This window comes from Paenibacillus woosongensis (assembly GCF_009725165.1).
Lineage (GTDB): Bacteria > Bacillota > Bacilli > Paenibacillales > Paenibacillaceae > Fontibacillus > Fontibacillus woosongensis.
Map to the genome: position 1 here is coordinate 1,010,897 of NZ_WNZW01000001.1, position 26,388 is coordinate 1,037,284.

A 26,388-nucleotide genomic window follows, 5' to 3' on the forward strand; every position below is an offset into this window, starting at 1 on the left:
GGCGAAAACGGGTAATGCAGGCGTGAGTCTATGAAAGGTAGGGAAATTACTCACAGGAAAGCCAAGAAACGTGGAGAAAAAACCTATTTATCAATATTTGCAATATATAGTTTGTCATTAACTTGAATTGCAATAGCCTTTTCGACACTTGTATCCTTTACCTTAAAAATTTCACTCGGATTTTTATATGGGTTCTGGTCCTCTGAATAAGAAACCATTTCTTGAATTTGTGTAACCTTTCCTATTTGTTCTTCAACCTCGTCTGTAGTTAAAACTTCATCAGTCATTAGATAAGTAAAGTTACCCATTTTAATTTCGGCTGGTGTAAGGTTAGTAAATTCAGCATCGCTTAATTTTTTTGAATTACATCCTGACAGAATAATAGAAACAAAAATTAAACTCATTGTTATTGCTTTTTTCAATGTACTCACCTCTTTTTTCTGTACTGCAAATAACTATCAATTAATGAAATCAACCACCAAGCTTATTTTAAGAATTTATCAGGTGGCTTCTTACCTTTCTTCTACCAGATTTCCCTGCTCGTCATATTTTTTAATACTTAATTTCTTTGACTTGTCCATTCGGATAATATTGCACCATATCCCCATGTTTAATGCCGTCTTTTACTACGTAGTAACTTGCTAAATCACCATTCTCATAACAATCATAGATTATTCCGGTAAATAAATGTTCGTTACCCTCTTGATCATATTGCACTATAAAAGAATCATATTCGTCCCCTCCATAGCCGAATGTATCATCGAACCGACTACCATTTTCTAGAACATAATCTTTGTTCAGTATTTTGTCTTCCAAACTTTAGGTACCTCCGATATTAGGATCGTATTTTAGAGCTATAACTATTAAAGCAGCTAATTCCATGCGCTGCTCTAACGTATGACGAAATATCTTCATAGCATTGTTAGAGCAAATTATTGGTGCTAACCAGCATAAGTTTATCTCCTATTCATCTTCAACAGTATTAACATCCAGCACCGCACCAGTTATTATATTGTTTAGTGCCTGATAGAAATCATCCCCTAGGCAGATAAGATAGTCATCATTTCCACCGTAAAACAGTCCAGATAAAGAAATGTACCAAGTCATATCCATCAGGGGTATTTCTCCTACTATAACAAATGGCTCATTACAATATCGCTCATATCTTTTCGATAATTCCCGAAAAATTGAGCTTGAAGCTTCAATTGGATCTATAATCAATTTTAAATAACTACCTAATCTTTTAGGATTTTCAAACTCGATTATCAAGCCACCATATTCTTTTAGAAAATTAATCGCACTGCCAAAGACAAAATATCCATCGTCATCTAGAAATTCTGTATATTGGATAACATCTACTACTCGCCCTTCCAACCAGCCTGCTTTTTGAAGTAATTTTAGCACCTTATCTTCCATTATCATTCTTAGGAGATTCAAAAACTATCTTCATACATTTTCCTTCCACTAGAATAGTGAGCTCTAAATCCCCTTCACCATCCTCCCTTTCCCTAAGAAATAATATTAAAAGGTGATAGCTGATTCACCAACTATCACTATATAACGTCTTCGTTAAATTAGCACCAAGAAGTATTAAAAGTTTTAATTTAAAATTTTCCTAGTATAAAGCTTTTTCATTATGTTACTTCAAAAGAATTTCCTTATCCAATCAGTTCAATTCTTTTATGAGGTACTCTATGAAAATAAGCTTAATAGCCATGATCAAATTCTAAATCATAGATATCAACCCATCTAACATCACCTGGAATCTCCTTTTCTACAACAAACTGAAGTAGAATATTATAAGCTTCGATTCTTGAAACATAACAACAACTAGGAACCTTCATTGGTTCGCCACCTACCAAATGTTCAACAACCTTAAGTTCTTTACTCTCATCATACGGTGCAAGATAGTCAGGGTGTCGCATGATAAAAAAGCCATAGGGCTCATCATAGAAGAATATCAATCGTTCATCCAATCCTTCTACTTCTAGGCAGGAATCTCCGCTACCCTGTAACCAATATTCCGCGGAAGTTTCTAAGATAATTTTTTTTAGAAATTTATTACTCGGATTCTTAATTGGATCCCCAATTGGGCCATTATATATTATTAAGGTCATTTTTATTAAATCTCCTTCTAATTACTCAACAGCTTTTAGTATTATTGGTACCGTACTTTCTCCACTAAAGACTTCAAGCTCTTCAATATCCAAATGTTTCAATAAAGCTGGCATTTCACCTCTGCACATATTACAAGTTTTTCGGTCAACGTACCTTGTCATTCGTTTTGGGAGTACACCCATTTTTTCATATGCCCCAATCAAGGCATATGACTCTGCCATTTCCCACCAGTGCCGGCTGCCTCACCGCAAACACTTGAGCAAGAGGAACGACGGACAGAATTGATATCAGCACCCTAGGACAGAGCATTGAATATACACATTCATGAATTAGCTGATATGGATGGAAGAATAAGCGTCTCTTTATAGGATATACCGAGTCCGCTGAGACCTTAACTCAGTCTGGTTACAGTTTATACAATCCCCCTCACATCACTTTCTGTCATTAGTTTATTTTTTCGTTTTATTTTGTGTATGTAAAAAAGCTCATTCCGACCCTGTTGGAATGAGCTTTTTTTAAGTTTATAATATATTTCATTTGGTGTTCTTAATGTTCAATCCCCATTGCTAAAATCGTAAAATGGATATTCAGAACAGCACAATCATTTTAATATAATTATGAACAAATCTAGCTCTTTACAGAAATGATCCATAAAATATGCGTAGTTTATCTTCCAATAGAATGATGACGGATCATATTCCATACTCCATATGGATTAAAATAAGGATCTTCTTCATCGAACATAGTACATTCTTCTTGTTTTAGTAGATAAATTGGAGAGCTTGGATCTAGACTAAAAGTTTCCCCATCATTAATCTGTGGCTTTTCATCAAGATTATATAAACAGAATATTCTAAAAAGGGTAGCAACATCCCTTGCTGTTATGCCTTCTGAAGCTGTTTTCACATCACGCAATCCAAAACAATGCATACCAGTCGTATAATAAACTTCATTTTCTTGAGACATTTGGATAAAGGCTGAAAATAACCTGGTAATATCCTTACTTTTAGTAATTTCTAGCCAATCTTTCTTCGTTCGTGCCCTTCCCGAAGATTCAACATTCACCGCAATGCCACCAGCATTAAGAATAGCACTTGCAACTTCCATAACGTTTATAACTTTCTCTAAAGTCCCCCCCTCTATAATAAGGTATATGATACTCCTATGTTTTCTTAGCTGCTCTACATCTTCTTTGCTGAATAAGCCATGCCCACCAATTTCAATGGCCTCAGCGATATAAGGATTATGTTCACTTATATTTACTTCGTAGAATTGGTCAGGTTTTTCTAAGTATCCAATATGATTCCCCAAATATATATAACCATTACCACTTCTAGCCATTGCATCCTTGAAAGCATTCCTATCCTCCCATACTCCAGGAATAGCTAATATAATCTTTGGAATAATTTCCATATTATCACCACCATTTTTATATCTAATCATGGTTAACTAATTTGATCTAGAATTTTATTTATTTTCTCGTTATACTTAGAAAATCCTTTTTTAATTTCAATTAAAATATTAATGATAGTTTGTTTTGTGTTATTATCAACTTTCCCTAAAGCATCAGTAAACGGGCTTATAAATTCCTCGCTATTCAGCAAGGTTTTAAGAAGAGTTTTAGCCCAACTTTTAGCTTGAGGCAACATTCTTGTTATACCTTGCGCTAAAACATACATTCCTTCTTCTAAGCCATTTCGGTTTGCAATGTAAAAAATAGTTTCAATCATGTCATCAGCCGCGAGGACTCTTCTATATCATCCTCGAAAATAGAGCACAAATCCAGAATAACATTATTTCCACCGTTGTACGCTAATTCGTTAAGCAAGCTAGTAAATACATCAATGTCATCACCTTCATTATTTAAAAACCGCATTTGATATAAAGTATTAATTTGTTGCTCAAACGGCATATTGACCCCCCTTTATTTCTACCACAATCCCTTTGGTATTTTTCAGAAATTTCTTCTTAAAATTTACATCACTATAAACATTGATATTTGTCCCAATATTTCATTCACGCTCATTCTGCATACAATTCCCTATAGATATTAAAGAAACCCTTTTTTTCATTCTCTTTTACGAAACGCCCCCCTTATTCACCATCAATTCTCAATTCCCCCAATTATAGTTAGAGGACTGCCTCAATGCAAAAAAATAATAAAGGGCTTGTTGCTACCTAAACATCCGATAGAAACAAGCCTTTAGTAGATTATGCAATATATGAAATCAAACCTAACCACTTACTATATATTACAATGTGTTAATTTATGGTTAACACTCATTCAAAATTCAAGCTATGCCAAGCCTAATCCCTTGATAAATTGATACCACTCTTCTAAATGAGCATCTGGCACCAGTTCCTCGTATTTCCTTCCAAAAACATAATTAAGTAGAAAATAGTCATAGTCCCCTAATGTTTGTCCAAGTCTATCAGAATAACCTTGATAGAAATAATACACTTGTCCAGAAGACTTCTCAATTACTAATGGTTCATATAATACTTGTCCAACTTCTAACCATCTGTCTGTTCCACCTAAATAATCAGTAACACGAGATTGATGCATGTATAGTTCATCAAATGACCATAAGTCAACTGCTCCACAGCGTCCACCATTAACTTCTTTTAAAAACTCCATATATTGCTTATAATAATCAGAGTCTAGTTGTATTTCAGGGTTACCTTCATTTAATTCACCAAAAATGATACTATCAGGTTCAACTGCCAATTTTACCTTTACTCTTTTTATTACTGATCTTAATTTTTCATTCATTTACTTTAAGAAGCTTCTCCTTCGAATTCATCATTCACAATAAAAATCGGAATATCTGAACTAGACATTCCGAAAAAATTAGTATTTTAGTGTTTATACTACTGTTTACAGTACTGAACTCCTCCTAAGTAGAGTATAATTATCCTTGTTTTCATAGACATAAGTTCCTCTCAATGCAAAAGATTAAAATTTTTGAGTTTATATACCCAATTTCCTTGGCCATCAACATAACCCCATTCCCCATTATAGGTTACAAGTCCAAGACCATTTTTAAACTCACTTGCAGTTGAAAATACATTATTCCATATGTGATTTCCTTCCTTATTCATATACCCGTACTTATCCTTATTTTCAAAGGGAGCTACGCCATTTTCGAAAACCCAAACGCTTTGATACTTATATTTAATTACTTCTTTTCCTGAGCTATCCACGTAACCCCACTTTCCTCCTTTTTTCTTTCGTGTTCCAGCTAGACCTTCACTGAATTCCTTGACTTGATAATACTTCGGAGGAATTACAAATTCACCTGACATATCTATAAAACCATAATTTTCTCCATCTAAAGATGCTCCTTAATTACTTCTGAAATATTTATGTTACTTAATAAGCCGTTTGATGATACAACTGAGCTTGAGCGGCAAATACTCGCAACTTTTTGTTTTGGTATCATAAATGGAATTGTTTTCGAAAGAGATACTCTGCAACTTTACTTCTTTTGTATCTTCAATTATTTGTTTATCTTCTTCGCTCAACTCATAAAAATTGGACATAATCAGACCTCATTCTCGAATTTTTTTAATTTACAATCAATTTTCCATTAGGCCAACTTCCTTTCCATCCACATGGAAAATTACCAGATTCATATACTTGAAGTAAATTCATATAAAATTTTGGTTCTCTCTTTATACGATAAGTATACTCCATTATTCCAATTAAAATATCCTACTTAACAGTATTTAAAATATCAAGTGTTACCTCATGCTTTATTAAATATTCTTTTACTTTTGGCACAACGATCTGTTCGATGATTTCCCTGCCTTCATTTGTATACTTATTCCATTTTTTATATTTGTCCGGAATGTTAAGACATAAATATTCTGTTAAATCATTTTTTGCTTCGTTCGTTATTTCATCCCAATACCTACCTAATGAATGCCTTGCTGCTTTTTCCAATTCGATTCATAGACAACTTCAATATTACTGTTATGAATAGGAGTGCCACAATTAACAAACCAGTTTATATTTTCAATCCTATCAATAATTTCTTGCTCAATAAGCAAATTTTTTACCTCCCTCACGGAATCAATTTAAATAAATATTTTTTCAAACTATTAATCGGTCTTGGTATCCTTGGTACTGGCATATCCGCTGTTAAACCATAAGCCCTCCGTTGTTTTATTTCTTCTTTAGTAACATTAAAGGCATCTATTTTTGACAGCCCTGCTTCCTGTAATGAGTTGTACAGTGCCTTTGTATACTCTCCGCATGTTGGTCTCACCCCAAACTTAGTACCATTCTTTCTATACTTAAACCCCCAGAGGCCATTCCTATTATTGGATCAAATTGGAATAAGCCTCTGGGGGTTTACTGTTGCTAGAGTCGCAGTTAGTTACACAAACTTATTGAAAATCCTCACTAACTAGTTTATTAACTCCTTCATATAGCAGGATTGCTTCGCTATTTAATCGATTTCTTCCGGTTTTTTTAAATAAACAAAGAGTATCTAGTGCCTCATAAATATCATCTCCAAATTTATATAAAGAATATCCATTTTTTCCAAATACCTTGCCTGATTTCGAAATAAACATTATTAAATTACCCCGGTATGCCTCTCCGACTACAATAAGCGGCTCTTTCACTCGCGCCTCAAATTCTACAAAATCTTCTTTTTCATAGTAATCCCCTACCGCCTCTTCAGGAATAAAGTGAAATGTTTCTAAGCTACCATCTGGATGATTGAATTTATATTCCTTCCCTCCAAAATGACTTAATGCATCAATTACAGAATCAAATACTTGATACCCCATTGCTTCTAAAAACTTTACTGTCTTGTTTAAGTCAATTTTATGATTTGGTTCCCATCCTGCTTGTATCAATATTTCTATCGTTTTAGTAGATAAATTATTCATAATTTAAGTAATCTCCTTTAAAATGTTATTCGCGAAAATCATTAATAAAATCAAAAAAAGTTCTTTGACAGTTTTTACAAGGAGGTTTATATGCCCCCTTACCATTAACCGTACTTATTAAAATATTTTCTATTTTTGAACCTGACCATAAAAGTTGATTGACCGCTTGAATTTCAGCACAGTTTTCAACATGCCACAATTCAAAACTTTCATTGTCTCTGTACGGGTTATTTGGATCATTTCTAGCTTTCTTTCTTGTTTCTTGCGCAAACTTTTTTTAAATCAGGATGCAGTTCCATTACACTAGGATTAAATTGTCCTTCCCTAGCTCCATTATAACCAAATGATATCTTAGGATTTTTACCTCCAACAGTCGTTATATCTACTCCGGCGCTAATCACGTCCGGTTTATATTTTCCGCCACCAAATCCATTATCATCTAAAGGTTTTTTGATTCCACCATCCTTAAGGAACTTAACATGCTTTTCTAACTCCTCCCTAGCAAAATTTTTAGAGTCCTCTATTAGTTGTAATCTGCTAACATTACTCCCTATTCCCGTAGGATCAGCACCCTTAGCTGCTTTCTTCGCCGCCTCCTCCTCGAGTTCCTTCATAACCTTGTCATAATTAATCTGTACTTCAGTCCGTTGAGGAACTTTATCGGGCATCCATTTCTCAAAGAAATTAACATTTGGAATCGGTGCACCATTTGCTGTCAATAGTTCTCTTCCCCTGAACATTTGGGCAAATTGACTGCCTACTGCCGCTAAATCCTTTAGGCTCTCTTTAAAGCCTTCTTCTACGCTCTTAACTCCTTTTTTTAGCCATGCTGTAGAAGCACCAACTGCACTTTGGACAAACTCATTTGCTTTCTGGAATCCTTTTTTCCCTGCGCGTCCATGAGTAATGATTTATGAGCATTAAAATGCGGGGTTCCTACATCTTTAAAAGCATTTCCTTCTAATTTAATTGCCAATCCTTTTTTACTAGGAATTACACTTTTAAATGCTGCATCCTGATTTAGATACTGCTAAAAAATTTATTGTAATCTCTAAATGAGTGTGAACGGAAATTGCTAATGAAGTTATCGCACTTAGCTTGACAATCTTAAATTAAAAGAAGCTCGAATCTAACAACTTAGAAACGAGCTTGAAATTAATTTGATTTAATTCTTGAAATTATCTAATATTGTAAAACCCGCTTCTGAAGCTAAACTTTTGATACTTTCCATCTCGTCTAATGTCACAATTATTAATACATATGAGTCACTATCAATGTCTAAATATCCTAAGGTCAATAGTAGCCTATGTAGCCTCTTTGAAATCTCGTCCAAGAATAATTCTGTTGGCATATCTTCAATATCTTGTAACCAGGTCCAATCTAACATTCGGTAATTTTTATTCTCAAGTAATGTATCAACTACTGAACATATGTCTTGTGGGGATTCTTTCCAGTCAATCTCATATGCAAATCCATTTTCAATTAATTCATCAACTAGCGCTATCCACGGTAACTCTTCAGTTGAAAAATTAAAATCAATGTTTCTTTCTGCAAGACTTTCACTATATTTCTCAGTAAATAAATCGGGATATTCAATGGCCATTTTAACTTTTTGAACAACATGATCAGAGTTATTTGATAACCTCTTACTAAGGTTTAAAAGAGCTAATTTATTCATTTTCTCTCCCTTCTAATCTACAAAGTCAATAAAAGGGTATGTTATCTGATGTTTTTTTAATAAATCCTTCGGTGCTAAAGCGTTATCTAAAATTACATCTATTCCTTGTCGAATGGCTAATTTAGCTAAGCCAAGTACAGGAATGCTCAATAATTCCTGCGGTGTATCACCATAATCATCTTTTAATCTTTTATGACACTCTATCATATAATTTAATCCTTCATTTACCTCGGTTTTATTATTTTCAAGTATGCCTTTCAATACTTGCAAGTAACCAAGATATAATTTCATAAATCTTTGACTTCCTAATTGCTGTAATTTATCTACATATTTTTTTGCCTGGTCTTCTTCTCCGAGAATTAGGTATTTGACAGTATATCCAACATATTTATGAAATTCATGATCCTCTTCTTCTTCTTTTGTCCTTCCACCAAACAGAGTTGCTAAAGAATGTACTAATTCTTCATTGTCACTAATTAATCCCATAAACAATCTTGTATACTTATCAGTTGTAACATAGTCACTGGATATATCATTCTGATGATTATCATATTTTCGATATAATATTTCTTGCATCTTGCCTGCTAAATAAAAGTTTTGTTTGGACTTTATGGGGTCTGCATTTAATACAATCTCGCCGATCGCAATATCTTGGAATCCATCTGCAAGTAATTCATAGTAGTAACCTGCATTTTTTGGTAATCCGTTACTTCTATATCTTTGTATACGTTCATTAGTATCTTCAACTGTCTCCAAAAATATTTCCGGAAAATATTTTATATATCCTTCTTTTGCAGTCATAATCTTCCTCCATTAAATTAAATGTTCTATTTCAAGGTAGTGACCTAACAGTTAATTTGAATGAGTCACGGGAAGGTCCCTAACCTCTGCCATCTATTTATCCCCTTAGAGTTTACTCTGTTTAGAGTTTTAGTAACCCTATTGCCATCCTCAATAAATCTTTGCACCACTTTTGCAGCTTTTCTTACTTCAGGATCAGTTGACTTCAACATTTTTTTCAAATTACCTTCTATTCACTTATTACTCATTTGCTTACCCATTAATGTTTTTCCTAGTCTAGCTTTACCAAACTTGGATTCATTAATGATTATATCAACAATCCCTCCTTCTTTAGAATATTTGAAATACAAGCCGTCAAAACCATTATTACTACCTACTTTTGATGGGACTTTTATCCGACCAGTTCTTTGCATAACTAAATCTGCAAGGTCCTCTCCAACTTGGCCTTTTTCTGCATTGGTTACAGCTAATCTAGCCCTATCTTTAAGTTCTTGATAAGGTTTTTTCTTTGGTATTTCTGGAATAGCTTCCTCAGCACCCTTAGCTGCTTTCTTCGCCGCCTCCTCCTCGAGTTCCTTCATAACCCCCCCTGTCATAATTAATTTGTACTTCAGTCCGTTGAGGAACTTTATCCGGCATCCACTTCTCAAAGAAGCTGACATTTGGAAGTGAAACGTCACCTGCCAGTAACGGTTGATTGTTCCTCATCCTAAACATTTGAGCAAATTGACTGCCTGCTGCCGCTAAATCCTTTAGGCTCTCTTTAAAACCCTCTTCTACGCTCTTAACTCCTTGTTTAAGCCATGCTGTAGAAGCACCAACTGCACTTTGGACAAGCTCATTTGCTTTCTGGAATCCCTTTTTCCCAGCGTTTCCGATAGCTTTTAGAACTCTGGAATCAAATAATCCACCGGTTATGCCACCAATTCCTGCGTCCATGAGTAATGTAGTGAAGCTAAATCCATTACCCTCCATACTCTGGCGCATAATACTTTCAAATGTATTCGTTGTTGCGCCAAAAGCCATTTTTCCACCAATGGTCGCCATAGTTCCAAACGGACCGAAAACAGCTCCCGAAACGGCTCCTATTACGGTTTCTCTAAAGGCAGACTGCATGTAATCCTTCATATCACTGACTTCGCCTCTGATGATATCCGAAACGGCCATACTGGCTACGGCAGCAGTTCCTGCTATAGCAGCTCCAGCAGCCACAGCTCCAATGACAACCGCTCCAGCTCCTAAAGTGGCCACACACAGCACCGCTACCGCAGTAACCGCTGCCACCACAGCTAGCCCCGCCACTACATTCTTAAAGAGCTTGCCCCAGCTAAACTTCTTTTCCTCTTCTTCCTTCGGCGTATAAGTCTCAATCTCATCGTTATACTTCGGATAGCTAGTCCGGTCGGCACCGTCCAGTTTGACCTGGCTTCCGAGCAGGTGATACTCGCTCTCAACTGTAAATCCGCTCAGCTTGCTTAATTTCTTGGCCAAAATCATGTTCGGTGTCCGGAATACCACACGCTTCGGAGTGTACAAAGAAATATCCTCGCCCGCATTCATCGTCAGCTTCCGGTGGCTTGTCAGGATGACACCTGCGGCATCATCAAAGCTAATCATGAGCGGCTCTTTGGAACCACTCACCACATTAATCGCTGTCGGCGTAATTTCTAGCTCACTGCCGTGCTCTGTGCCAAAGTAGCGATTGTTGGGGTCCCCGGTTTTGCTGCAATCCTCTCCGTTCGTCCGAACACAGCCGATGACCTTGGCCTTGCTTCCTGCATCATCCGGGAAGTACAAGCTTGCATTCGTTCCCTTCTGAGGCATCGAGTACATGGCACTGCCCGTAGGCGGGGCAAAGGGAAACCAATAGGCCGATGCGGGCGACTGCTCCTGGTCGATCTCCAAATGCAGCTTGACCTGCTGACCTTGGACATCTAGCACCTTCCCGTTCATCGAGACGCCGACTAACTTTGGGTTATGTATCTGATTTTGACGTATGCCATCTCTTCTCGATAAGCGGTAATTATAGATCAGTTGGCCCTGATCCATGACGGCTTTCATTTCACTAATCACCATCGGTTTATCTCGGAACAGAACCTCGTCGCCGATGGCATAACGTGTGCCGCTTTGAACCTCGTATGTAAAAAAATCGGTATGATGCACCGAGGCAGCTCCTGACCTGGCCTCTTGATATGCTAGTAAATCTTTACTAGCCGTATACGGCAAATCATCGGGAAGCTGGATGCTGTTCCTGTTTGGCACGCCGATGTACATCCGTGGTTTGGCTTCGTAAATATCACTGAACACCACGCTCTGCAAGTGACTGGCCATCCGTTTGAGGAACTCCCAGTCCGTCTCGTCATACTGGATGATCGGCTCGCCAATAGGTTCGTTTTCACCCACAAGTTGAATCACATCGTACCCGGCGTAAGCTTTCAACACGCTTTTGACGAGTTCACCGTACGTCATGTTCTTATTCTGGAAGGATCGGCGCCTCTTCTGGGCATCCAGCCGGCTCGTGCCGGAAATGGCTTCCAGCTCTATACTATAAATCCCGTTGTGATGCTTGGTCTGTACGTTGGCGATGAGTCCGCTAAAGATCTTGGTTTCCCCGTCAAACACCTGAACCTGGTCATCCGTAGACGCTTTGAGTACGGCGTTAACCTGATCCTGATCATCGACAAGGCCGCGAATGAATAGTCGCCCATGCTCATTTGGCTTCCATTCCATTTGAATGTCTTGAACTACTTTGATTCGATATGGCGATGTTACGCTTATGTTTTCAAAACCTATCATATCCACTAGCCTCCGATCGCATAACTTTTCATGCTGTCCGGTCGCCTCCGCTTATGCTCTTCATATTTGGCATATCATTCTATTCCTCTTCATGCTGGCCACTGCTGTTAAAGCGAATCACCCCGCCTAAGGAGCAATGTAATTCTGACTCGGTCGTCAGAGCCGATTTCCCTTCTACCCTTGCCTGTTCTTTAGTTTTCTCCCACTTGCTGCCGGCCAGCAGAGCTAACAGACAAGGCTTCCCCTGGATTTCCTGGCCATCCATCGAGATGAGGTAAACCGTCTCACCGCTCTGATTTTCCGGACTGCTGCAGATTCCAAAATTCGAAATATTTACTTCGGGAATCGAATCCGATTCGTTCATCATCGGTTTGCCATTGACATAGGCCCCGTGGCTATTCGGCAAATTCAATTTCCGTAAATGTGATCCACAATCGCAAAAAATATTAGCGCCACGCACAACGTACTCATACTTATCCATCAGTTCACGCCCTTCCCCAGCTTTCGTTCCATCACTCCACGAGAACTTTCTTCAAGCTAACCCCGATCATATCCCGGCGGAGTATGCTCTCAGCTACATCTAAGCGGACAATGATTAGAGGTTGCTCGCTTTCTTGCACGCGGAAAATACGTTTCTTCGCCACCTTCTCCCCTTGAAGCACCAGCTTCTTAATGACGCTTCGATCCGCATTAAACTCACTGCTTGGACTTAGAGCTTCGACTTCCTCAAAAAAAGGCAGGAAGTAAAGACTTTGCTTACTATTGAGTTGGTCCATCAGAGGAATATGCTTAAAAATACAATCCGGCTCGTACATAGCGATCAATTTCTTCAGCTTCTCTGACAACAGGTAGAGCTGATTGCTTAATAGATCCAAGTACTCTGTATCGGTAGATGCCTTAACCTGAAAAATCGTCGTATCTGCAATTTGATGAGAACGTAAGCGATTCATATGCCGAATATCGATTTTTTGCCGAATATTTTGTAAGACTGGCGTGTCGGAATAGCGTTCATCCTGCTGCATCACAAAGTAATCCATGACATCCCTCCTCCATTCACTGCTCTGAAGTGTTTTCTTCCGGTTCGGCTTCCGGCTGGCCATAGAGCAGCTCACTGCGATCCCGGTATTCTCCGGCCAGAATGCAAATATTCGGTTTCTTGCCCAGCTGGTTGTAGCCCTCGCATTCTAAAATAGAAGGGATCATACTTCTCATAAATTCGATAGTAAACAAATGATATCTTATCGCTTCAATTTGCAAGATTCGTTCAATATCCATCGTTGAGATTTTCCGGGCATAGCTTGTTTTTACAGCTTCCAACTCCCGCATTCTCTTGAATAAAGGATCAAATATAAAATCGGCCTGCCAGTGAGAAAAACACTCTACGGGATCAAGAAACCAGCGCTCATCATGAATATCGATGCGATAACTAGCTTTATGCTCCATGAAGCTTGTCCGCAGTAAAGAGAGATAGATATATTGAATATCTCCCTTCATCCCTGCTTCTTGAAGCTCGGCCGCCTGTTTACACGCTGCATCCACAGAACTCACAAATTCCGCTATCGTAGCCTCTTGATTCTGGATATAGCTATCAGAAATAATATCCAAGTCGCCCTGCCAACGATCAAACACATGATGTGCCAATAAATGACCCAACGCCTCTTCACGACTCATGACAGAACTCATTCGATATTCACCCGGCCCCCGCTAAGCGTGACCTCATCCTCCACTTTAAGCGAAGCATTCCCTTGCACGAATTCAATGCCTGACTCCCCTTGGATAAGAATCTTGGCACCGCCGTTAATTTCGATATCTTCCATGGCCGACAGGGAAATCTTCTTGTCGCTGTTAATTTCAATCCCCCCATCATCGGTAAGTTTCATCAGCAACTGGCCCCCGCCAATAATTTCAACCGCGCCGGGTTTAAACACAATTTCTTTGCCATATTTGGTACTGATGCTCTTCACTGACGGGTCGCTTCGTTTCTCAGGATTAGAGGAGTCGGTATCTACCGAGCTCGCGGCAAAAGCGTTTTTCTCTTGTTCATCGGGAAAATAAAGCCGCACTTCATCCCCTTTTTCTGGCATGCAGTACCAGCCGCTCCCATCCGGGGATGAATAAACCGTGGAATAAGCAAACCACATGGCCTCATTCACAGGCTGATCCTGATCAATATGCAGCTTCACCCTGACCTTATCTTTCGCCACATCAAGAATCGTTCCAAATAACGACGTCCCCGCTAGTGCATAAGGATATTCCGTTCGGCAGCGCAGCCCTTTGGCATCCTTTAGGTCATACAAGCTGCTCAGTATGCCGTTCTCTAGTTTCGTCTCCACGCGGCTGACATACAATGTCCGCTTCTGGAAGGTAACCGCCTGGCCCAACTCAAACACCTTGTGGCTTGTAACCGTGTAACTGATGCTATTTTGCTCTGAAATATCCTTGACACCATTCTCGGACTTCAGCTTATAGTCTCTTAAATCTTTATTGACAGAGTAGTTGTATTCATCTAATTTCTGTGGGTTATCAGCGTCTGGCAATCCGACATACAGTTTGATACCGTTTTGAGAGCTGACAGGAATAAGAGGAGCGTGAAAATGCGAGGCTAATCTCCTCATAAACGCCCAGTCGGTTTCTTGATATTGGACCAGCAATCCCCCCGTCTTGTTTCCTTGCGATGCTTCGTCAATGACATCGGAATCAGGGTAGCTGGCAATAATTCGATGGAACAAACTTTTATAAGATAGCTCTTTGTTTTGGATCGATCCAGTTTCCTTACGAATATCCATAAGGATGGATAAGCTATGGGCTTCAATGGCAATGCTTCTTACACCACGCGCAGCTTGTACGGATATATTCGTAATTACACCGTGAAACAGAGGGAGTGCCTTATCCTCATCCTGGACCGCAACCCGAATGGTATCGCTCGCATTGGCTTGTTCAATATACTTATCCTGCATGTCTTCGGAAATAATGCCGCTAAGTTTCAGCTTGGCATGTTCGTTCACCTGTTTTTCAATGACGAGTTCCGTAATTCTCTCAAACTTATAATTCGAAACTATAATATTTGCGGACGTATAGATGACCTCGCTCATGCTTGTTCCCCTCCCTCTTCTTTAACCTGGACAGTGAGGCTGCGAATGGCTTGATACGCCACATCTCTCCAATCCGGATAATCCTCATACCGGCAGCAAAAGGTTCCCATGAGGACTTTGCCTTCAAATTCGAGAAAATACATGATGTTAAACAAGGCACCGTCGATCACCATATTTTTGAACTCAAAGTATCCAAACGTTTTCTCGTTTACAGTCTCTACCCCGCTTTCATAGAAAACATGGGAGGGATTTGATTTTTGAATCATCGTTTTCATGCCAGCAGACAGTTCCGCTACCATTTCATCCTTTAACTCATGATCTATTCGGTTGAGAGTGAAATTAATGGCGCCCGACTCATCGCTTCTAATGATTTCAGGCCGTTGTTCATAGGGATACTTAATGGAACGAATCTCCTTAGGCATTTCTTCAAAGTCAGCAGGAAGGTAGAGAGAGATTTTGTCCTCATAGAAAGACTGCATGGTAAATTCATAATACCGGTTCCCAATTTTCACCGGCCCATCCGTAATCGAACGGGATACCATCGATTGCTCTGCTTCATTAATGATCTGCGTAATCTTCTCATCCATAAACGACATCACTTTTCCTCCTCCTTTTTTGGGGTAAATCCAACCCTAATCCACAATCACCCGCTGGCTGCCGCCCGGGGCCATGCCCAGCCTGCCGCCGCCGCTGCCGCGGACGCCATCCAGAATGCGGCCCAGGTACTTATGGATCTCCACATTCGTGTACTCCCTGCTGCTCATGCCGAGACGACTCGTCATATAGTGCAAAATGACGTCCCGAGCGAGGGTTCCCTCGTTCATGCACATCATTGTAAACATGAAGTCCTGCGGATCACCGCTTCCCTTGCGCATCATTTCCTCTGCGAAGGAGCGCAGAATAACCGGAGACAAGGTGCTTTTGCCGTAAGCCGCGTAGCGGACATGCAGAACATTCACGGTATTAAATTCGGTCGCCAGATCCCGGAAGCCCTGATAGTCCTGGCGCAGCCGGGCGCCTTCCTTCAGCTTGAAGCGGCACAGCTCCAGCTCAGTGGCATCCGCTTCAAGCTGCTCATCGATCACGATCTCGCTGCGGAACGTCTGCCAGTCGCCGTCCTCGTCACCAGCATGGAAACGAACCTTTAATGCAGCCTCCCGCCCCGTGGCACGGTACTTGATGCTCACAGCATCTGTCAGCAAATACAGCCGCCCTTGATGCTTGACGATGCCGGGATGCACGATCAGGGAATCTGCGCCGACCTCAACATGGGCACCCGAAATGATGCCATCCGTATATTCGTGATAGTAGACGTCCACGAAGTCGCGGGGGAAATCCCGCAGATTTTCCAGCATCGCTGTCTTTAGAATCCGGCCCTTCTCAAACTTCGGTACGATATGGTTAAACATTGCCTTCCCCTCCTTCCGGCTGTGACGTTTGTACGACTCACCCGGTTATGTTCTTGAGCAGATGACCTATCAAGCTTGCTGCCCCTGCATATGAACGCCGTTCAAGTACAGTTCAGGATTCCCTTTGCTCAGCTCAAGTACTTTTTTATCAACGACATAGGTTTTTGCAATAATATCGTGAAGAGCCTGCTTCCTCTGGGTAAAGGCAGCCATGATATAACCGACATAGATCGTTAACATCGAGATTATCCGGCTCCAAAATCTTCCGCTAGCCCGCAAAAACGTCACACGCTCATAATTTTGATCCACGACAATGATGCCAAGCGCCTTTTTCCCAAAAGTTCCTTGCAGTTTGGAAGACTCCAAAATCGCATAATACAACCAAGGCAACAATATGGCGCTGCCCTTTTCAGCAAAACGACAAATACTGCGCCGCCCTCTCTCGAAGCCCAGTAAGTTAAATCCTGCTCCATTTCGACTATGCCCAAGTTCTCCCTGGCCTCGCGGAACACCTCCATCAGGCACCACATTATTCCTCATGGAAAAAAGCCTGTTCCCTACTAAACAAAGTAGGAACAAGCTATTGATACACCGTTACTTTTAATATTGTAATTACTTTATATCCTGTAAAATGTCTTCCTTAGCCGTATATATCTCCATCATGATTAATGTTCCAAGTTGAAACCCATTTATGAAAGTATTCGTTGCATATATCGACTCCGATTTACTGCGTAAATCGAGCATTGCTTCAAGTTGGTTGAAATCTTCGGAAGATAGTTTCTCTTTCCACAATTCCATAGCTTCGGATAGTCTTCTGCTTATACTACGATACTCAGGATTTCTTGGAACGACCTGCTCTTCCGGGCGGATATCACCATAAAATAAGGCTTCCAGCATACTTTTCATTTTTTTCTTCCTTTCGTATGGACTCAATACCTTGAAAGAATACATGATAGATTAAATGTGCAGTCTGCCCTTAGGCAATTGCGTTGAGACAGTGGCGAGTTCTTTTGCCATAGACGTCGCTTCTTTTTTACTCACGACTATCCAACTTCCCGATACTCCGCCTGACAATCTGGTTTTTCGTTCATACTCAGTCATATCCGATTACAAATCACTCCCCCTCTTATAATTACGAAATAACGTTATTTAGTAATATATTAATTATAATTCCGTTATTTCGTAATGTCAACATTGCGTTATTGCGTCATACATCAATTTATTCTATGATTAATCGTTAGAGGGGGAGTGTTTTATGCATCTGACTATTCGGTTGAGTGAAATTTTAAAGGAACGTGGGATGACACAAAAGCAACTTTCAGAACTTACAGGTATCCGACCTGCAGCAATTAGCGAAATCTGTAACAACCAAAGAACCTCAATAAATCGTGAACATATTGAAAAAATTGCTGATTGCCTTGGCATTCACGATGTTAGAGATATTATCCGCCTTGAAAAATAAACTACTGCTTTAATTATCACGCCGCCCGGATATAAGCGTCTAAATGGTTCCCACGATAATTCTTTATGCACTACTCCAAGAACGCCAGAACGCTTGAAAAAGCTTTCTGTGCATTATCAAAGCCATGAACCGTCCAACGAGCAGGGGAGGAGGTTGAAGGGAACTCTAATTATTTTTCTTAAGTAAAGCTCTCAATGCAGAGGTTTATTATTTCAGCGAGCTCTTTGTCCGAATAGCTGTCGCTTTGTCAGTTAAAGACAAGAAATAAAGGTAATATATATCCGCGATTCTGTCCCCTATCGTGGCAACGTATTTTATAGTTTGGAGATATTTTAAAGAACATGACTAGACGAAGGTAATAAAAACAGGTGTCTTTTTAACAGCCGCCCCTTGTATATTTATATTGTTAGCAAATAGCGGCGGATAAAAAACAAACCACAACACGGACGGCTAGCTCGCATTGTGGCGTTGTTGGTTGTAATAAAGGATAGCTTACAAACCCTGATGTCATTCTACATACAAACCTTCTATTCCCCTCTATCTTTAAAAAAATCTTCTTCTTCATAAGGATAATTCAATAGTTCTAGATTTTCTTCAGTCAAATACCATGTCCTATAATCTAAGTTACTATTAATTAACAAACGGCCCTTAACTCTTTTCAATAGAGGATACGTGGTGTCATCCTCAACAACCAAATCTAGATTGTTTAACCGCAATAGTTTTCCAATGACTTCGAGTAGTTTTACCCATCCGATATCAATAGTACGCGCTTTAAATTGAATACTAATAAAGACATTTGTATCTACACCATACGCTTCAAGATTCGCCTTCCGATAACGTTCTATGTATTCATCCTCTTCATCTAAATTAATACTTAGAGAAAAATAAGTGCAACTAATACTCACTTGTTGAGCATCAGACCAATCACTTACTTCCGCTTCATAATTTATTAATTCTACAAATAATACTTCGAATATCATATCGTAAAGCAACTTTCTCAAGTCTTCTCTGGGAAAATCAGAACCAACAGATAGCCAAAAATCCATTTACTCATACCTCCAGTACGTTCTAGTTACTTGACGACCTTCAATGATCAATAGTTCATTTAAATGTTTTAAATCCTTGTGTGTTTGACTTTTTATAAAATCAATAAGCTCAGCTCTGTTTTCAACAGGATAATCATTTAAATTTAACACTATTCTTCTCGCTTGTTTTGTAGTTCTCTGAGAGTTCTGAGAACGTTGTCTAGTTTCGTATCGATATCAGGCGCGTAGCAATCAAATACCTGCCCTTCAATAATGAAGTCTGGACTTTTAGAGGGATCAATACCATAGCCGTTTCCATCAAATGCATTTCCATTGGGAACTTCGTCAAGCATTATAGTGCGATACCCATTTTCAGCTAGCACATCAGCGGCTTCATTTTGCCTTTCTAATCCTCGGACATCCTTACCTTTAATAGGTGCATAATTTCCTTCTGGTTTTCCTCCTTTAGGCAGTGACGGCTTAGTGATTATAGCATTTGGTCTAATTTTAGGTGTATAAGGAATATATTTTTCACCAAATAGTTTGTACTCAGAACTAGTTTTCCAATTCACATTCTTATCACCATATTTTGAACGGAAATACTCGTCCCATTCTGATCCAGCTTGAGGAATCTTTTCAGAATACCTCTGACTATTACCCACCCGCTCAGCAAAGTCCTCACCTAAATTATCCCATCCTTCTCTTTTTGCCACCTCATTCAACAACTTAATCCGACTCGCATCCGTTGCTGAATCCAACAATTTGGTCACGCCATGCTTGGCAAGAAGGGATAGATTGGCTGCAGCTAAAAACAGGCCTAATTTATCAAGATCGGATTGATTTAATCCTAGCACCTCGGGATCGGTATAACCATACCCTTTCCCTAAATCGTCCAATTTCTCCAAGCTTACATACATCTGTCCTGCAGACCATAATACGTCCCCAGCTATAAGAGACCAGATAATAATGGATGTTCCTGCGGATGGGATTGAAGCCACAGCTGCAATGAGCCCCGTTACAGCACCAAAAACCCCCATGATCACGGAGCCATATTGACCCGCAATAACAATTCGCTCAAAATTAAATCGAGAGTAATATAACATTTCAGTCACGTTTTTGCTGAAGTATTTCGTTAGCTCATTCTGTCCTTCTGCATCATTTGCAAAAAATCCGGATTGTTGCATTTCGCCAAAAACCTGTAAGTACTGGTTAAAGGCTTCTGTGCGTTCCTCATCGGTTTCGGCATTCTGCGCACGATAGGAGGCACTCATGAGCTTATTGGTCTGACTATACCTTGTAACATAATTATTTTTGATTTTTGCTAGTTCTTCTTCACTTTTCTCTTCTGGTTTCGTCCCACGATCCTGCTGCTGCTTTCCCCGAGTTAGGTACTTCACCTGAAGTTCATTCTGGTCTTTTTCTCCTAAACGAGCTTTCGCATTTTTGATGGCATGAGGGTCTTCATTCACTCTCGCTCTTAACCCTGCCTTAATTTCTTCCCCGTTCACTTCAACTCGGACTAATTTGTTAGATGCCTTCTTCTTTTTTTCTTCCCACTTTTCTTGATATATTTCTTTAACCAGAGCTTTATCCTGCTCAAATAACTCCTCTACATACAACTCCTTCAATTCATCTTCCGTCAGCATATCCACAAACGGGATATCGACTTTGTTAAAGTCAATTTTCTTGCTGCGTATGGCCACAAAGGCATTTGAGATGACCATAAATTGATCCTCTAGTATTTGCATTCCGATCATATTCTTTGCCGTAAACTTTATGGATCTTGGGAGTATGGCTGCCGATTTTCTCTGATTCCTATCCTTCTCTTCTGCTTTCTCCTTTTGACTGAGCAGTTCCAGTTGGTTAGCCACGGTGAGCAGTAAATCCTCACTAGCTTCAACCTGAATATTTCCGCCTTCCAGGTTAATTTTCACCGTATCCTTCTCGAATAATACGCCATCTTCACCCAGCTCCATCTTGGTGTTCCCTGGGATGTGAAACACTTTGGTGGTTGGCTTTTGAAAGACCGTCCGCGATATCATCTCTTCACTTGCGCCACGTGACGAGTTGATTGCAATAGCCTTTTTCTCGATGCCGCTTGGAAAATAGACCTTTATTTTCGCCCCCTCATCGGGCAAGCTATGAAAGATATTATTTCCTTCCGCAGAATACGGAAACCACCAGTTTCCGGCTTCATCATGCTGATCGTCAATATCCAGGTGAACCTTTACCATGTTATTCGCCCGGCTGACAACTCTTCCTTCCAAGGCTACGCCCTGAATCGCCTGATTCACCTTAGACTTTCGCCGGATAGCTTTTCTTTGCACCAATAAGTATTCATATTGAATACTACCTTGCTCATATGTAATTATCGATTCATAGATAACCCAAATCTGCCGCTTAAAGCCGACGTTATCCCCAACTTGATAATAATACTTGGATTTCACACGGTATTGAATACAATCGGCCATGAGCAGATGGGCGTTGCATCGCCGGCTGCTTGCGCTTGATAACTCAAATAACTTCCCATATCCTGCACCAGGGTATAGCTATAAGCCTTCATATCCTTGCCCCACGAAAAATCAGGAACACCAAAATAAATCCTGGGCGCATCCATGACCAAATCTGGAAGAATTACCGTTCCAACTCGCGAAGCCAGCCGCTTCATGAACTGCCAATTTTATTTTGGTTTTATCCTCCCCGTATAATGTAGCCAGTATTCAAATCAGAATCTTTTTGCAGACTAATTGCATCTCGGATACCAGAAAATATTATATATTGGAGTGCTACAGTTGTGATATCATTTCAAAAGCGACCATAAAAAACAGGTCAATCATGGTGGCCTGACCATAATCAACCTGTCTAATGTAACGGAATAACGATGTTTATATTATAAAGCTTTTGTACGTACAATCGAAATGATGAGATGTTAATACGGGCATAACTCGGATTATATGTGATTGGTTCGGCACTGGGTTGCTCAACCATATACAAATTTATAAACCCCTTCAGCACTTCAATTGACAAATGTCAAATTTAAAAACCAATTTCATACAGCAAGGTATGTTCTTCCGCATCTTCATTTATATTTATATTGCCATCCAACCGATTCGCTAAAAGCTCCTTATTATTGGCTATCCTGTAAGGTCTAGTAACGCTAAATTTGAAATCTCCCTGAAATCTCACTATTATTTCCCTGAAGAACTTTATCAATAATTTTAATTTAGGATCATGCAAATCAGTATAAATATTACTTCCAAATAGATTAACTACTTGACCATTATTATTTGGTGCTCCCTTTTGCACATTTACTTTGAAATCATTCCAGCTGATCCCGAACTCAGAATGAATTTCAGGATCTTCCACTAAATTAACTTTTCCTTCATGAATGCAATCATTAGCTATACTTATGATTTCAGGTTTTAAAGTTTGAATAATATGGCCAGGTATATCATTAATATTAATTTGCAATAAAAACATTTTATAAATCCCTTTCATATAAGGAACTCCAAGAACATTGAGGTCGCTATTAAATACATAATCGGTGACAAGGAGCTTACTATCCCTTCTTTCCATTAATTTAGTATAATAATCGTCTAATAATATGGCATCTCCTGTACTATGACTTAATAATTTACCGATGAACTGAATAAATTTTGAGTCTCCATTGGGATATAGGGTAATTTGTAGGCAAAAGTTTACGTTTATGCTATATTCTTCGGATGTTTCTTGTACATAATTAAGAGTTGTTCTGGCGACAAAATAATTACAAATAAAATCTAATGTATCCCCCTCTCCCTCCTCACTTTCTTCTTGTCTAATAATTCTTAAATTTTCTTCTGATTTAATAATATTTTTCACTTGTTGTAGTAAAAATTCATCTATTTCTTCCCTTGTTTGAAAATGATTATAAAAATAATAAGATAACTCCACGTCAATCTCCCTTCCAAAACCATCTTATGATTTCACCATCTTTTATAACAAGCAGTTCTTGTAAATGTTTTAAATCACCATTCGGATTTGCCTTTCTTAAAATTTCACCTTTTAATTCGGCGATATCTGCTGGAAAATTATCCAAATTCAAAACTACTCTATTGGCCTGAGACTTCGTTTTAGTTTGTATCTGCTTAACAATATTTTTTAATTTATCCGTTTCTGGAGCGTAACAATCAAACACACTACCTTCTATAATAAAGTCTGGATTTGAACCAGGTTTAATTCCATGGCCATTTCCATTTAAAAGGTCTTCTTGCAGTATCTTTATATCGTAACCTTCTTCTTTTAAAAATCTTGCTGACTCAAACTCTTTTTCATGTCCAGGTGATTTGTTCTTAGATGTAAGCATCTCAATTTCTTCATCCGTAAGCTTACCGCCCTTTGGTAGTGACGGTTCAGTTAATTTAAATCCACCAGAACCCCCACTCTTACTAAACATGAAGAGGGGCTCGTCACCAATACGGACAAGTTGTTTAAATCCTACAACTGTACCATTACCGGTGTCAAACACAGGCACCCAGTCGTAGTTTTTCCGATTAATTAATTTACTATATTCACTCAATAAAGATTTGCCTTCTTCAGTTGCTCTTCTAAGTTGATCATCCAACTTCCTCCGAGCTTCACTCCATACTTTAGTTTTTGGTGGAGATATGTCGTTAACGCCATTCACGTACTTAGCATTAAAAGTCGCTTTGGCGCCTTTCAACGCACTATTTGCGAATATCGCAAGATCTGCGAATCCAAGCACTGCCCCAGTTACATCTAGCATTTCCTGATTAATACCTAATAAGCTAGCATCTGAAAGTATCCCATCATTTAAATCCTTCAGTTGCAAGGTACTTACACCGATCTGTGCTACGCCCCAAACTCCGTTTGCTATAGCTAATAGATACAGCGAACCTCCTGCCGTAAAAAAGGCACCTACGACAGCTACGACTCCAAACATTAAGTTGAGTTCTGTTGCCAGTTTACGCGGCTTAATTATAAGCTCCTCAAAGGTAAATCGGGAATAGTATATCCCCTCATCCGGGATCTTGCTAAGATACTCAGGTACTAGTGGAATTAGGCGATTTAACCGGTCTTCTTCTCTGCGCTCCTGCCATCTATCTACCGAGTTAGATAACGCTTTCGATGCATCCACAAGTCCCCGTAAAATCTCATTATCATTAGCTTGATTCTCTATATGAGCCTTCAATTCCTTTATTGGTAGTTGTTCCTTAAGAACTTTCCACGGATTACTTGGCTGCTTAGGCGGCGCCTTCTTACCACTTCGAATATCTATGTAATCTTGATAGAACTCCGCATATTCTTGCTGTTCTTGGGCTCTTTCCTTTTTCGACTTTTTCTTTGGCTCCGGTATTGATTGTTCGATTTTATTTTTATATTGAGTCTGGATTTCTTTCGGCTCTAGTTTACTTATTTCTGTCCTGGCCTTTTCCTTCGCTCCTGGCTCGTTCCTAATTTTCTCTGATAAGTTATTTCTGACTTCAAGCTCTTCTGCCTTCGTAAGCTCTAATATTGAAAGCTGACCAGAGTTTGCATAATTTTCCTCAATCTTTTTCTGCTTAGCTTTTGATATTTCGTCTTTTAACAGTTGATCGATATATAGCTCCATAATCTCTTCATCCGTAAGCATATCCAAAAAGTCCATCTCGACCTTCTCGAAGTTCACTTTCTTCGCTTTAATCCCCACATACTCAGGCCGGATTTCCATGTATTGATCCGTGTTCGTGAAGAAGGTGATCGTCTTGTCAGCCACTAACTTGATATGCTCCGGCACATTTTGCCCACCTAGTTCGATTTCATTAGATGCTACTACGAGAATTGATTCCGTAGCATTTAATGAAATATCGTTCCCATCCAGAGTTAAACTGACGGTATTCTTTTCGAATAATACACCATCTTCACCAAGTTCCATTTTCGCCGCTCCGGGCATATGAAACACCTTCGTGGTCGGCTTCTGGAAGACGGTGCGCGACTTCATCTCTTCGCTCTTCCCTCGTACCGAATTGATGGCAATCGCCTTTTTCTCCGTTCCCTCTGGAAAATAAACTTTGATGCGCGCCCCTTCCTCCGGCATACAGTGGAAGATGTTGTTGCCTTCCGGCGAGTACGGGAACCACCAATTTCCTCGTTCGTCATGGTCATGGTCAATGTCTAAATGTACCTTAACCATGTTGTTACCGCGTTTCATAACGCGTCCTTCAAGGGCAACTCCCTGGATGGCACGATTCGTTCTTACCTTACGACGAAGTGCTGCGCGCTGTACGAGTACATATTCATAATAGATTAAACCAGACTCATAGGTAACCACGGACTCCGTCACCACCCACATCTGTCCCTTAAAGGAAACGTTGTCCCCTACTTGGCAGTACTGGTTCGTATGTACCCGGTAACTGACAAAATCGGATTCCCCCAAGGCTGAACTCACATCCGAATTTGCTTGAATGTCAAGAAAGTTCTCCCGATCTTTAATGATCGAATAATGATGGGACCGGATAACTTTCCCCCAAGAGAAATCAGGTACGCCAAAATAAACCCGAGGCGCATCCATGACTACATCAGGAAGAATTACCGTACCGATCCGCGATGCCAGCCTTTTTAAAAACTGCCAATTCGTCTCTTCATACTGCACAATGAGCTGACCAATCGTCGCTTCAGGTGACGTCGCTTCATTCTGGGCGTCCCCACCGGGATACAGATGGGCAATATGCCGAATCAAATCCGTATAAGTCAGGTATTTGTTCTGAAAAGAACGACTCTCCAAATGGCGATCCATTTCATAGGTTCGCGACAACCCTTCTATCGTCACATGGGGAATACCATCTTCCATTTGAATATCGATGTTGGAGATTCCGCCTGCAAACAGGTAGTCAATTCCCTGCTCGGTAGATTTACGAATAAGTAAGCTATCTCGGTATGTACCATTTCTTAAGCATAAGTCGGCTTGCTCCTCCGACATGGTCGTTGAAATATAACAACGGGCATGATCATTAAATTTGCGAACAATCCGGAAACTACGGACAGTTGATAGATCATATGGCAATTCAATTTGAAAACCATCTATATCACGCCATAATTTCATGTTAACTGCCTCCTTTCTTAAGAT

The 26,388-nt window shown here is 39.6% G+C and carries 33 protein-coding genes; 1 reads left to right on the top strand and 32 read right to left on the bottom strand.

What is annotated here, in order from left to right; all coding sequences use genetic code 11:
* Positions 1-83: 83 nt before the first annotated feature.
* From GNP95_RS04795 to GNP95_RS04910, 26 genes are all read right to left on the bottom strand, one after another.
* Positions 84-422 carry a hypothetical protein gene (locus GNP95_RS04795; RefSeq protein ID WP_155609702.1) on the bottom strand — a complete coding sequence of 113 codons (339 nt, stop codon included), beginning with the start codon at positions 420-422 and terminating at the stop codon, positions 84-86.
* Positions 423-552: 130 nt separating this feature from the next.
* Complete coding sequence (locus GNP95_RS04800; RefSeq protein WP_230873657.1) at positions 553-816, bottom strand: toxin-antitoxin system YwqK family antitoxin; 264 nt, start codon at positions 814-816, stop codon at positions 553-555.
* Positions 817-963: 147 nt separating this feature from the next.
* Complete coding sequence (locus tag GNP95_RS04805; RefSeq protein ID WP_155609703.1) at positions 964-1,422, bottom strand: SUKH-3 domain-containing protein; 459 nt, start codon at positions 1,420-1,422, stop codon at positions 964-966.
* Positions 1,423-1,706: 284 nt separating this feature from the next.
* Complete coding sequence (locus GNP95_RS04810) at positions 1,707-2,117, bottom strand: KH domain-containing protein (protein WP_155609704.1); 411 nt, start codon at positions 2,115-2,117, stop codon at positions 1,707-1,709.
* Positions 2,118-2,138: 21 nt separating this feature from the next.
* The gene (locus GNP95_RS04815) at positions 2,139-2,339 is read right to left on the bottom strand and encodes a deaminase (RefSeq protein ID WP_155609705.1); all 201 of its coding nucleotides are present in this window, start codon (positions 2,337-2,339) and stop codon (positions 2,139-2,141) included.
* Between the two features lie 445 nt (positions 2,340-2,784).
* The gene (locus GNP95_RS04820; RefSeq protein WP_230873658.1) at positions 2,785-3,561 is read right to left on the bottom strand and encodes a DUF4261 domain-containing protein; all 777 of its coding nucleotides are present in this window, start codon (positions 3,559-3,561) and stop codon (positions 2,785-2,787) included.
* A 2-nt stretch (positions 3,562-3,563) separates the two neighbouring features.
* The gene (locus tag GNP95_RS26055) at positions 3,564-3,848 is read right to left on the bottom strand and encodes a hypothetical protein (protein WP_230873659.1); all 285 of its coding nucleotides are present in this window, start codon (positions 3,846-3,848) and stop codon (positions 3,564-3,566) included.
* Positions 3,845-4,030, bottom strand: coding sequence for a hypothetical protein (locus tag GNP95_RS26060; protein ID WP_230873660.1), 186 nt, complete (start codon positions 4,028-4,030; stop codon positions 3,845-3,847). The genes GNP95_RS26055 and GNP95_RS26060 overlap by 4 nt, the downstream gene beginning before the upstream one ends.
* A gap of 384 nt (positions 4,031-4,414) precedes the next feature.
* A complete protein-coding gene (locus tag GNP95_RS04830; protein WP_155609706.1) occupies positions 4,415-4,891 on the bottom strand; it encodes a hypothetical protein in 477 nt (158 codons plus the stop codon).
* Positions 4,892-5,061: 170 nt separating this feature from the next.
* Entirely contained in the window at positions 5,062-5,430 is a 369-nt protein-coding gene (locus GNP95_RS26555) for a WG repeat-containing protein (RefSeq protein ID WP_330163288.1), read from the bottom strand.
* A gap of 403 nt (positions 5,431-5,833) precedes the next feature.
* Positions 5,834-6,064 (bottom strand): hypothetical protein, encoded by a 231-nt coding sequence (locus GNP95_RS25685; RefSeq protein ID WP_196427064.1) that lies wholly within the window; start codon positions 6,062-6,064, stop codon positions 5,834-5,836.
* Positions 6,037-6,171, bottom strand: a complete 135-nt coding sequence (locus GNP95_RS26385; protein WP_269058927.1) for a hypothetical protein — start codon at positions 6,169-6,171, stop codon at positions 6,037-6,039. The genes GNP95_RS25685 and GNP95_RS26385 overlap by 28 nt, the downstream gene beginning before the upstream one ends.
* Positions 6,172-6,510: 339 nt before the next feature.
* Positions 6,511-7,020: an SUKH-3 domain-containing protein gene (locus GNP95_RS04840; protein ID WP_155609708.1), complete on the bottom strand. Its 510-nt coding sequence runs from the start codon at positions 7,018-7,020 to the stop codon at positions 6,511-6,513.
* A gap of 242 nt (positions 7,021-7,262) precedes the next feature.
* Positions 7,263-7,739 carry a hypothetical protein gene (locus GNP95_RS04845; protein WP_155609709.1) on the bottom strand — a complete coding sequence of 159 codons (477 nt, stop codon included), beginning with the start codon at positions 7,737-7,739 and terminating at the stop codon, positions 7,263-7,265.
* Positions 7,740-8,185: 446 nt separating this feature from the next.
* Positions 8,186-8,698 carry a DUF6630 family protein gene (locus GNP95_RS04855; protein ID WP_155609711.1) on the bottom strand — a complete coding sequence of 171 codons (513 nt, stop codon included), beginning with the start codon at positions 8,696-8,698 and terminating at the stop codon, positions 8,186-8,188.
* A gap of 12 nt (positions 8,699-8,710) precedes the next feature.
* Positions 8,711-9,499 (bottom strand): Imm49 family immunity protein, encoded by a 789-nt coding sequence (locus GNP95_RS04860; RefSeq protein ID WP_155609712.1) that lies wholly within the window; start codon positions 9,497-9,499, stop codon positions 8,711-8,713.
* A 233-nt stretch (positions 9,500-9,732) separates the two neighbouring features.
* The gene (locus GNP95_RS04865) at positions 9,733-10,080 is read right to left on the bottom strand and encodes a hypothetical protein (RefSeq protein WP_155609713.1); all 348 of its coding nucleotides are present in this window, start codon (positions 10,078-10,080) and stop codon (positions 9,733-9,735) included.
* Positions 10,040-12,295 (bottom strand): contractile injection system protein, VgrG/Pvc8 family, encoded by a 2,256-nt coding sequence (locus GNP95_RS04870; protein WP_155609714.1) that lies wholly within the window; start codon positions 12,293-12,295, stop codon positions 10,040-10,042. Before GNP95_RS04870 ends, GNP95_RS04865 begins: the two co-directional genes overlap by 41 nt.
* 79 nt (positions 12,296-12,374) lie before the next feature.
* Positions 12,375-12,776, bottom strand: coding sequence for a DUF4280 domain-containing protein (locus tag GNP95_RS04875; protein ID WP_155609715.1), 402 nt, complete (start codon positions 12,774-12,776; stop codon positions 12,375-12,377).
* Positions 12,777-12,807: 31 nt separating this feature from the next.
* The gene (locus GNP95_RS04880; protein ID WP_155609716.1) at positions 12,808-13,332 is read right to left on the bottom strand and encodes an imm11 family protein; all 525 of its coding nucleotides are present in this window, start codon (positions 13,330-13,332) and stop codon (positions 12,808-12,810) included.
* Between the two features lie 16 nt (positions 13,333-13,348).
* Positions 13,349-13,978 (bottom strand): hypothetical protein, encoded by a 630-nt coding sequence (locus GNP95_RS04885; RefSeq protein WP_155609717.1) that lies wholly within the window; start codon positions 13,976-13,978, stop codon positions 13,349-13,351.
* Positions 13,975-15,387, bottom strand: a complete 1,413-nt coding sequence (locus GNP95_RS04890) for a phage baseplate assembly protein V (protein WP_155609718.1) — start codon at positions 15,385-15,387, stop codon at positions 13,975-13,977. The genes GNP95_RS04885 and GNP95_RS04890 overlap by 4 nt, the downstream gene beginning before the upstream one ends.
* Complete coding sequence (locus GNP95_RS04895; RefSeq protein WP_155609719.1) at positions 15,384-15,983, bottom strand: hypothetical protein; 600 nt, start codon at positions 15,981-15,983, stop codon at positions 15,384-15,386. Before GNP95_RS04895 ends, GNP95_RS04890 begins: the two co-directional genes overlap by 4 nt.
* A 36-nt stretch (positions 15,984-16,019) precedes the next feature.
* Positions 16,020-16,796 (bottom strand): DNA and RNA helicase, encoded by a 777-nt coding sequence (locus tag GNP95_RS04900; protein WP_155609720.1) that lies wholly within the window; start codon positions 16,794-16,796, stop codon positions 16,020-16,022.
* A 69-nt stretch (positions 16,797-16,865) separates the two neighbouring features.
* Positions 16,866-17,336, bottom strand: a complete 471-nt coding sequence (locus GNP95_RS04905; protein WP_155609721.1) for an RDD family protein — start codon at positions 17,334-17,336, stop codon at positions 16,866-16,868.
* A 72-nt stretch (positions 17,337-17,408) separates the two neighbouring features.
* The gene (locus GNP95_RS04910; RefSeq protein WP_155609722.1) at positions 17,409-17,702 is read right to left on the bottom strand and encodes a DUF6809 family protein; all 294 of its coding nucleotides are present in this window, start codon (positions 17,700-17,702) and stop codon (positions 17,409-17,411) included.
* A 349-nt stretch (positions 17,703-18,051) separates the two neighbouring features.
* On the opposite strand from GNP95_RS04910, the gene GNP95_RS04915 reads away from it, so the two are divergent.
* The gene (locus tag GNP95_RS04915; RefSeq protein ID WP_155609723.1) at positions 18,052-18,258 is read left to right on the top strand and encodes a helix-turn-helix domain-containing protein; all 207 of its coding nucleotides are present in this window, start codon (positions 18,052-18,054) and stop codon (positions 18,256-18,258) included.
* A gap of 527 nt (positions 18,259-18,785) precedes the next feature.
* Here the strand turns inward: GNP95_RS04915 and GNP95_RS04920 are convergent.
* The 6 genes from GNP95_RS04920 to GNP95_RS04940 all read right to left on the bottom strand — a co-directional run bounded on the left by GNP95_RS04920 (position 18,786) and on the right by GNP95_RS04940 (position 26,364).
* Positions 18,786-19,304, bottom strand: coding sequence for a hypothetical protein (locus GNP95_RS04920; protein ID WP_125084740.1), 519 nt, complete (start codon positions 19,302-19,304; stop codon positions 18,786-18,788).
* Entirely contained in the window at positions 19,305-19,454 is a 150-nt protein-coding gene (locus GNP95_RS26685; protein WP_413773718.1) for a hypothetical protein, read from the bottom strand.
* Complete coding sequence (locus GNP95_RS04925; RefSeq protein ID WP_155609724.1) at positions 19,454-21,754, bottom strand: hypothetical protein; 2,301 nt, start codon at positions 21,752-21,754, stop codon at positions 19,454-19,456. Before GNP95_RS04925 ends, GNP95_RS26685 begins: the two co-directional genes overlap by 1 nt.
* Positions 21,727-21,951, bottom strand: a complete 225-nt coding sequence (locus tag GNP95_RS04930) for a hypothetical protein (protein ID WP_155609725.1) — start codon at positions 21,949-21,951, stop codon at positions 21,727-21,729. The genes GNP95_RS04925 and GNP95_RS04930 overlap by 28 nt, the downstream gene beginning before the upstream one ends.
* A gap of 368 nt (positions 21,952-22,319) precedes the next feature.
* Entirely contained in the window at positions 22,320-23,216 is an 897-nt protein-coding gene (locus GNP95_RS04935) for a hypothetical protein (RefSeq protein WP_155609726.1), read from the bottom strand.
* A gap of 1 nt (position 23,217) precedes the next feature.
* Complete coding sequence (locus tag GNP95_RS04940; RefSeq protein WP_155609727.1) at positions 23,218-26,364, bottom strand: CdiA C-terminal domain-containing protein; 3,147 nt, start codon at positions 26,362-26,364, stop codon at positions 23,218-23,220.
* Positions 26,365-26,388: the final 24 nt, after the last annotated feature.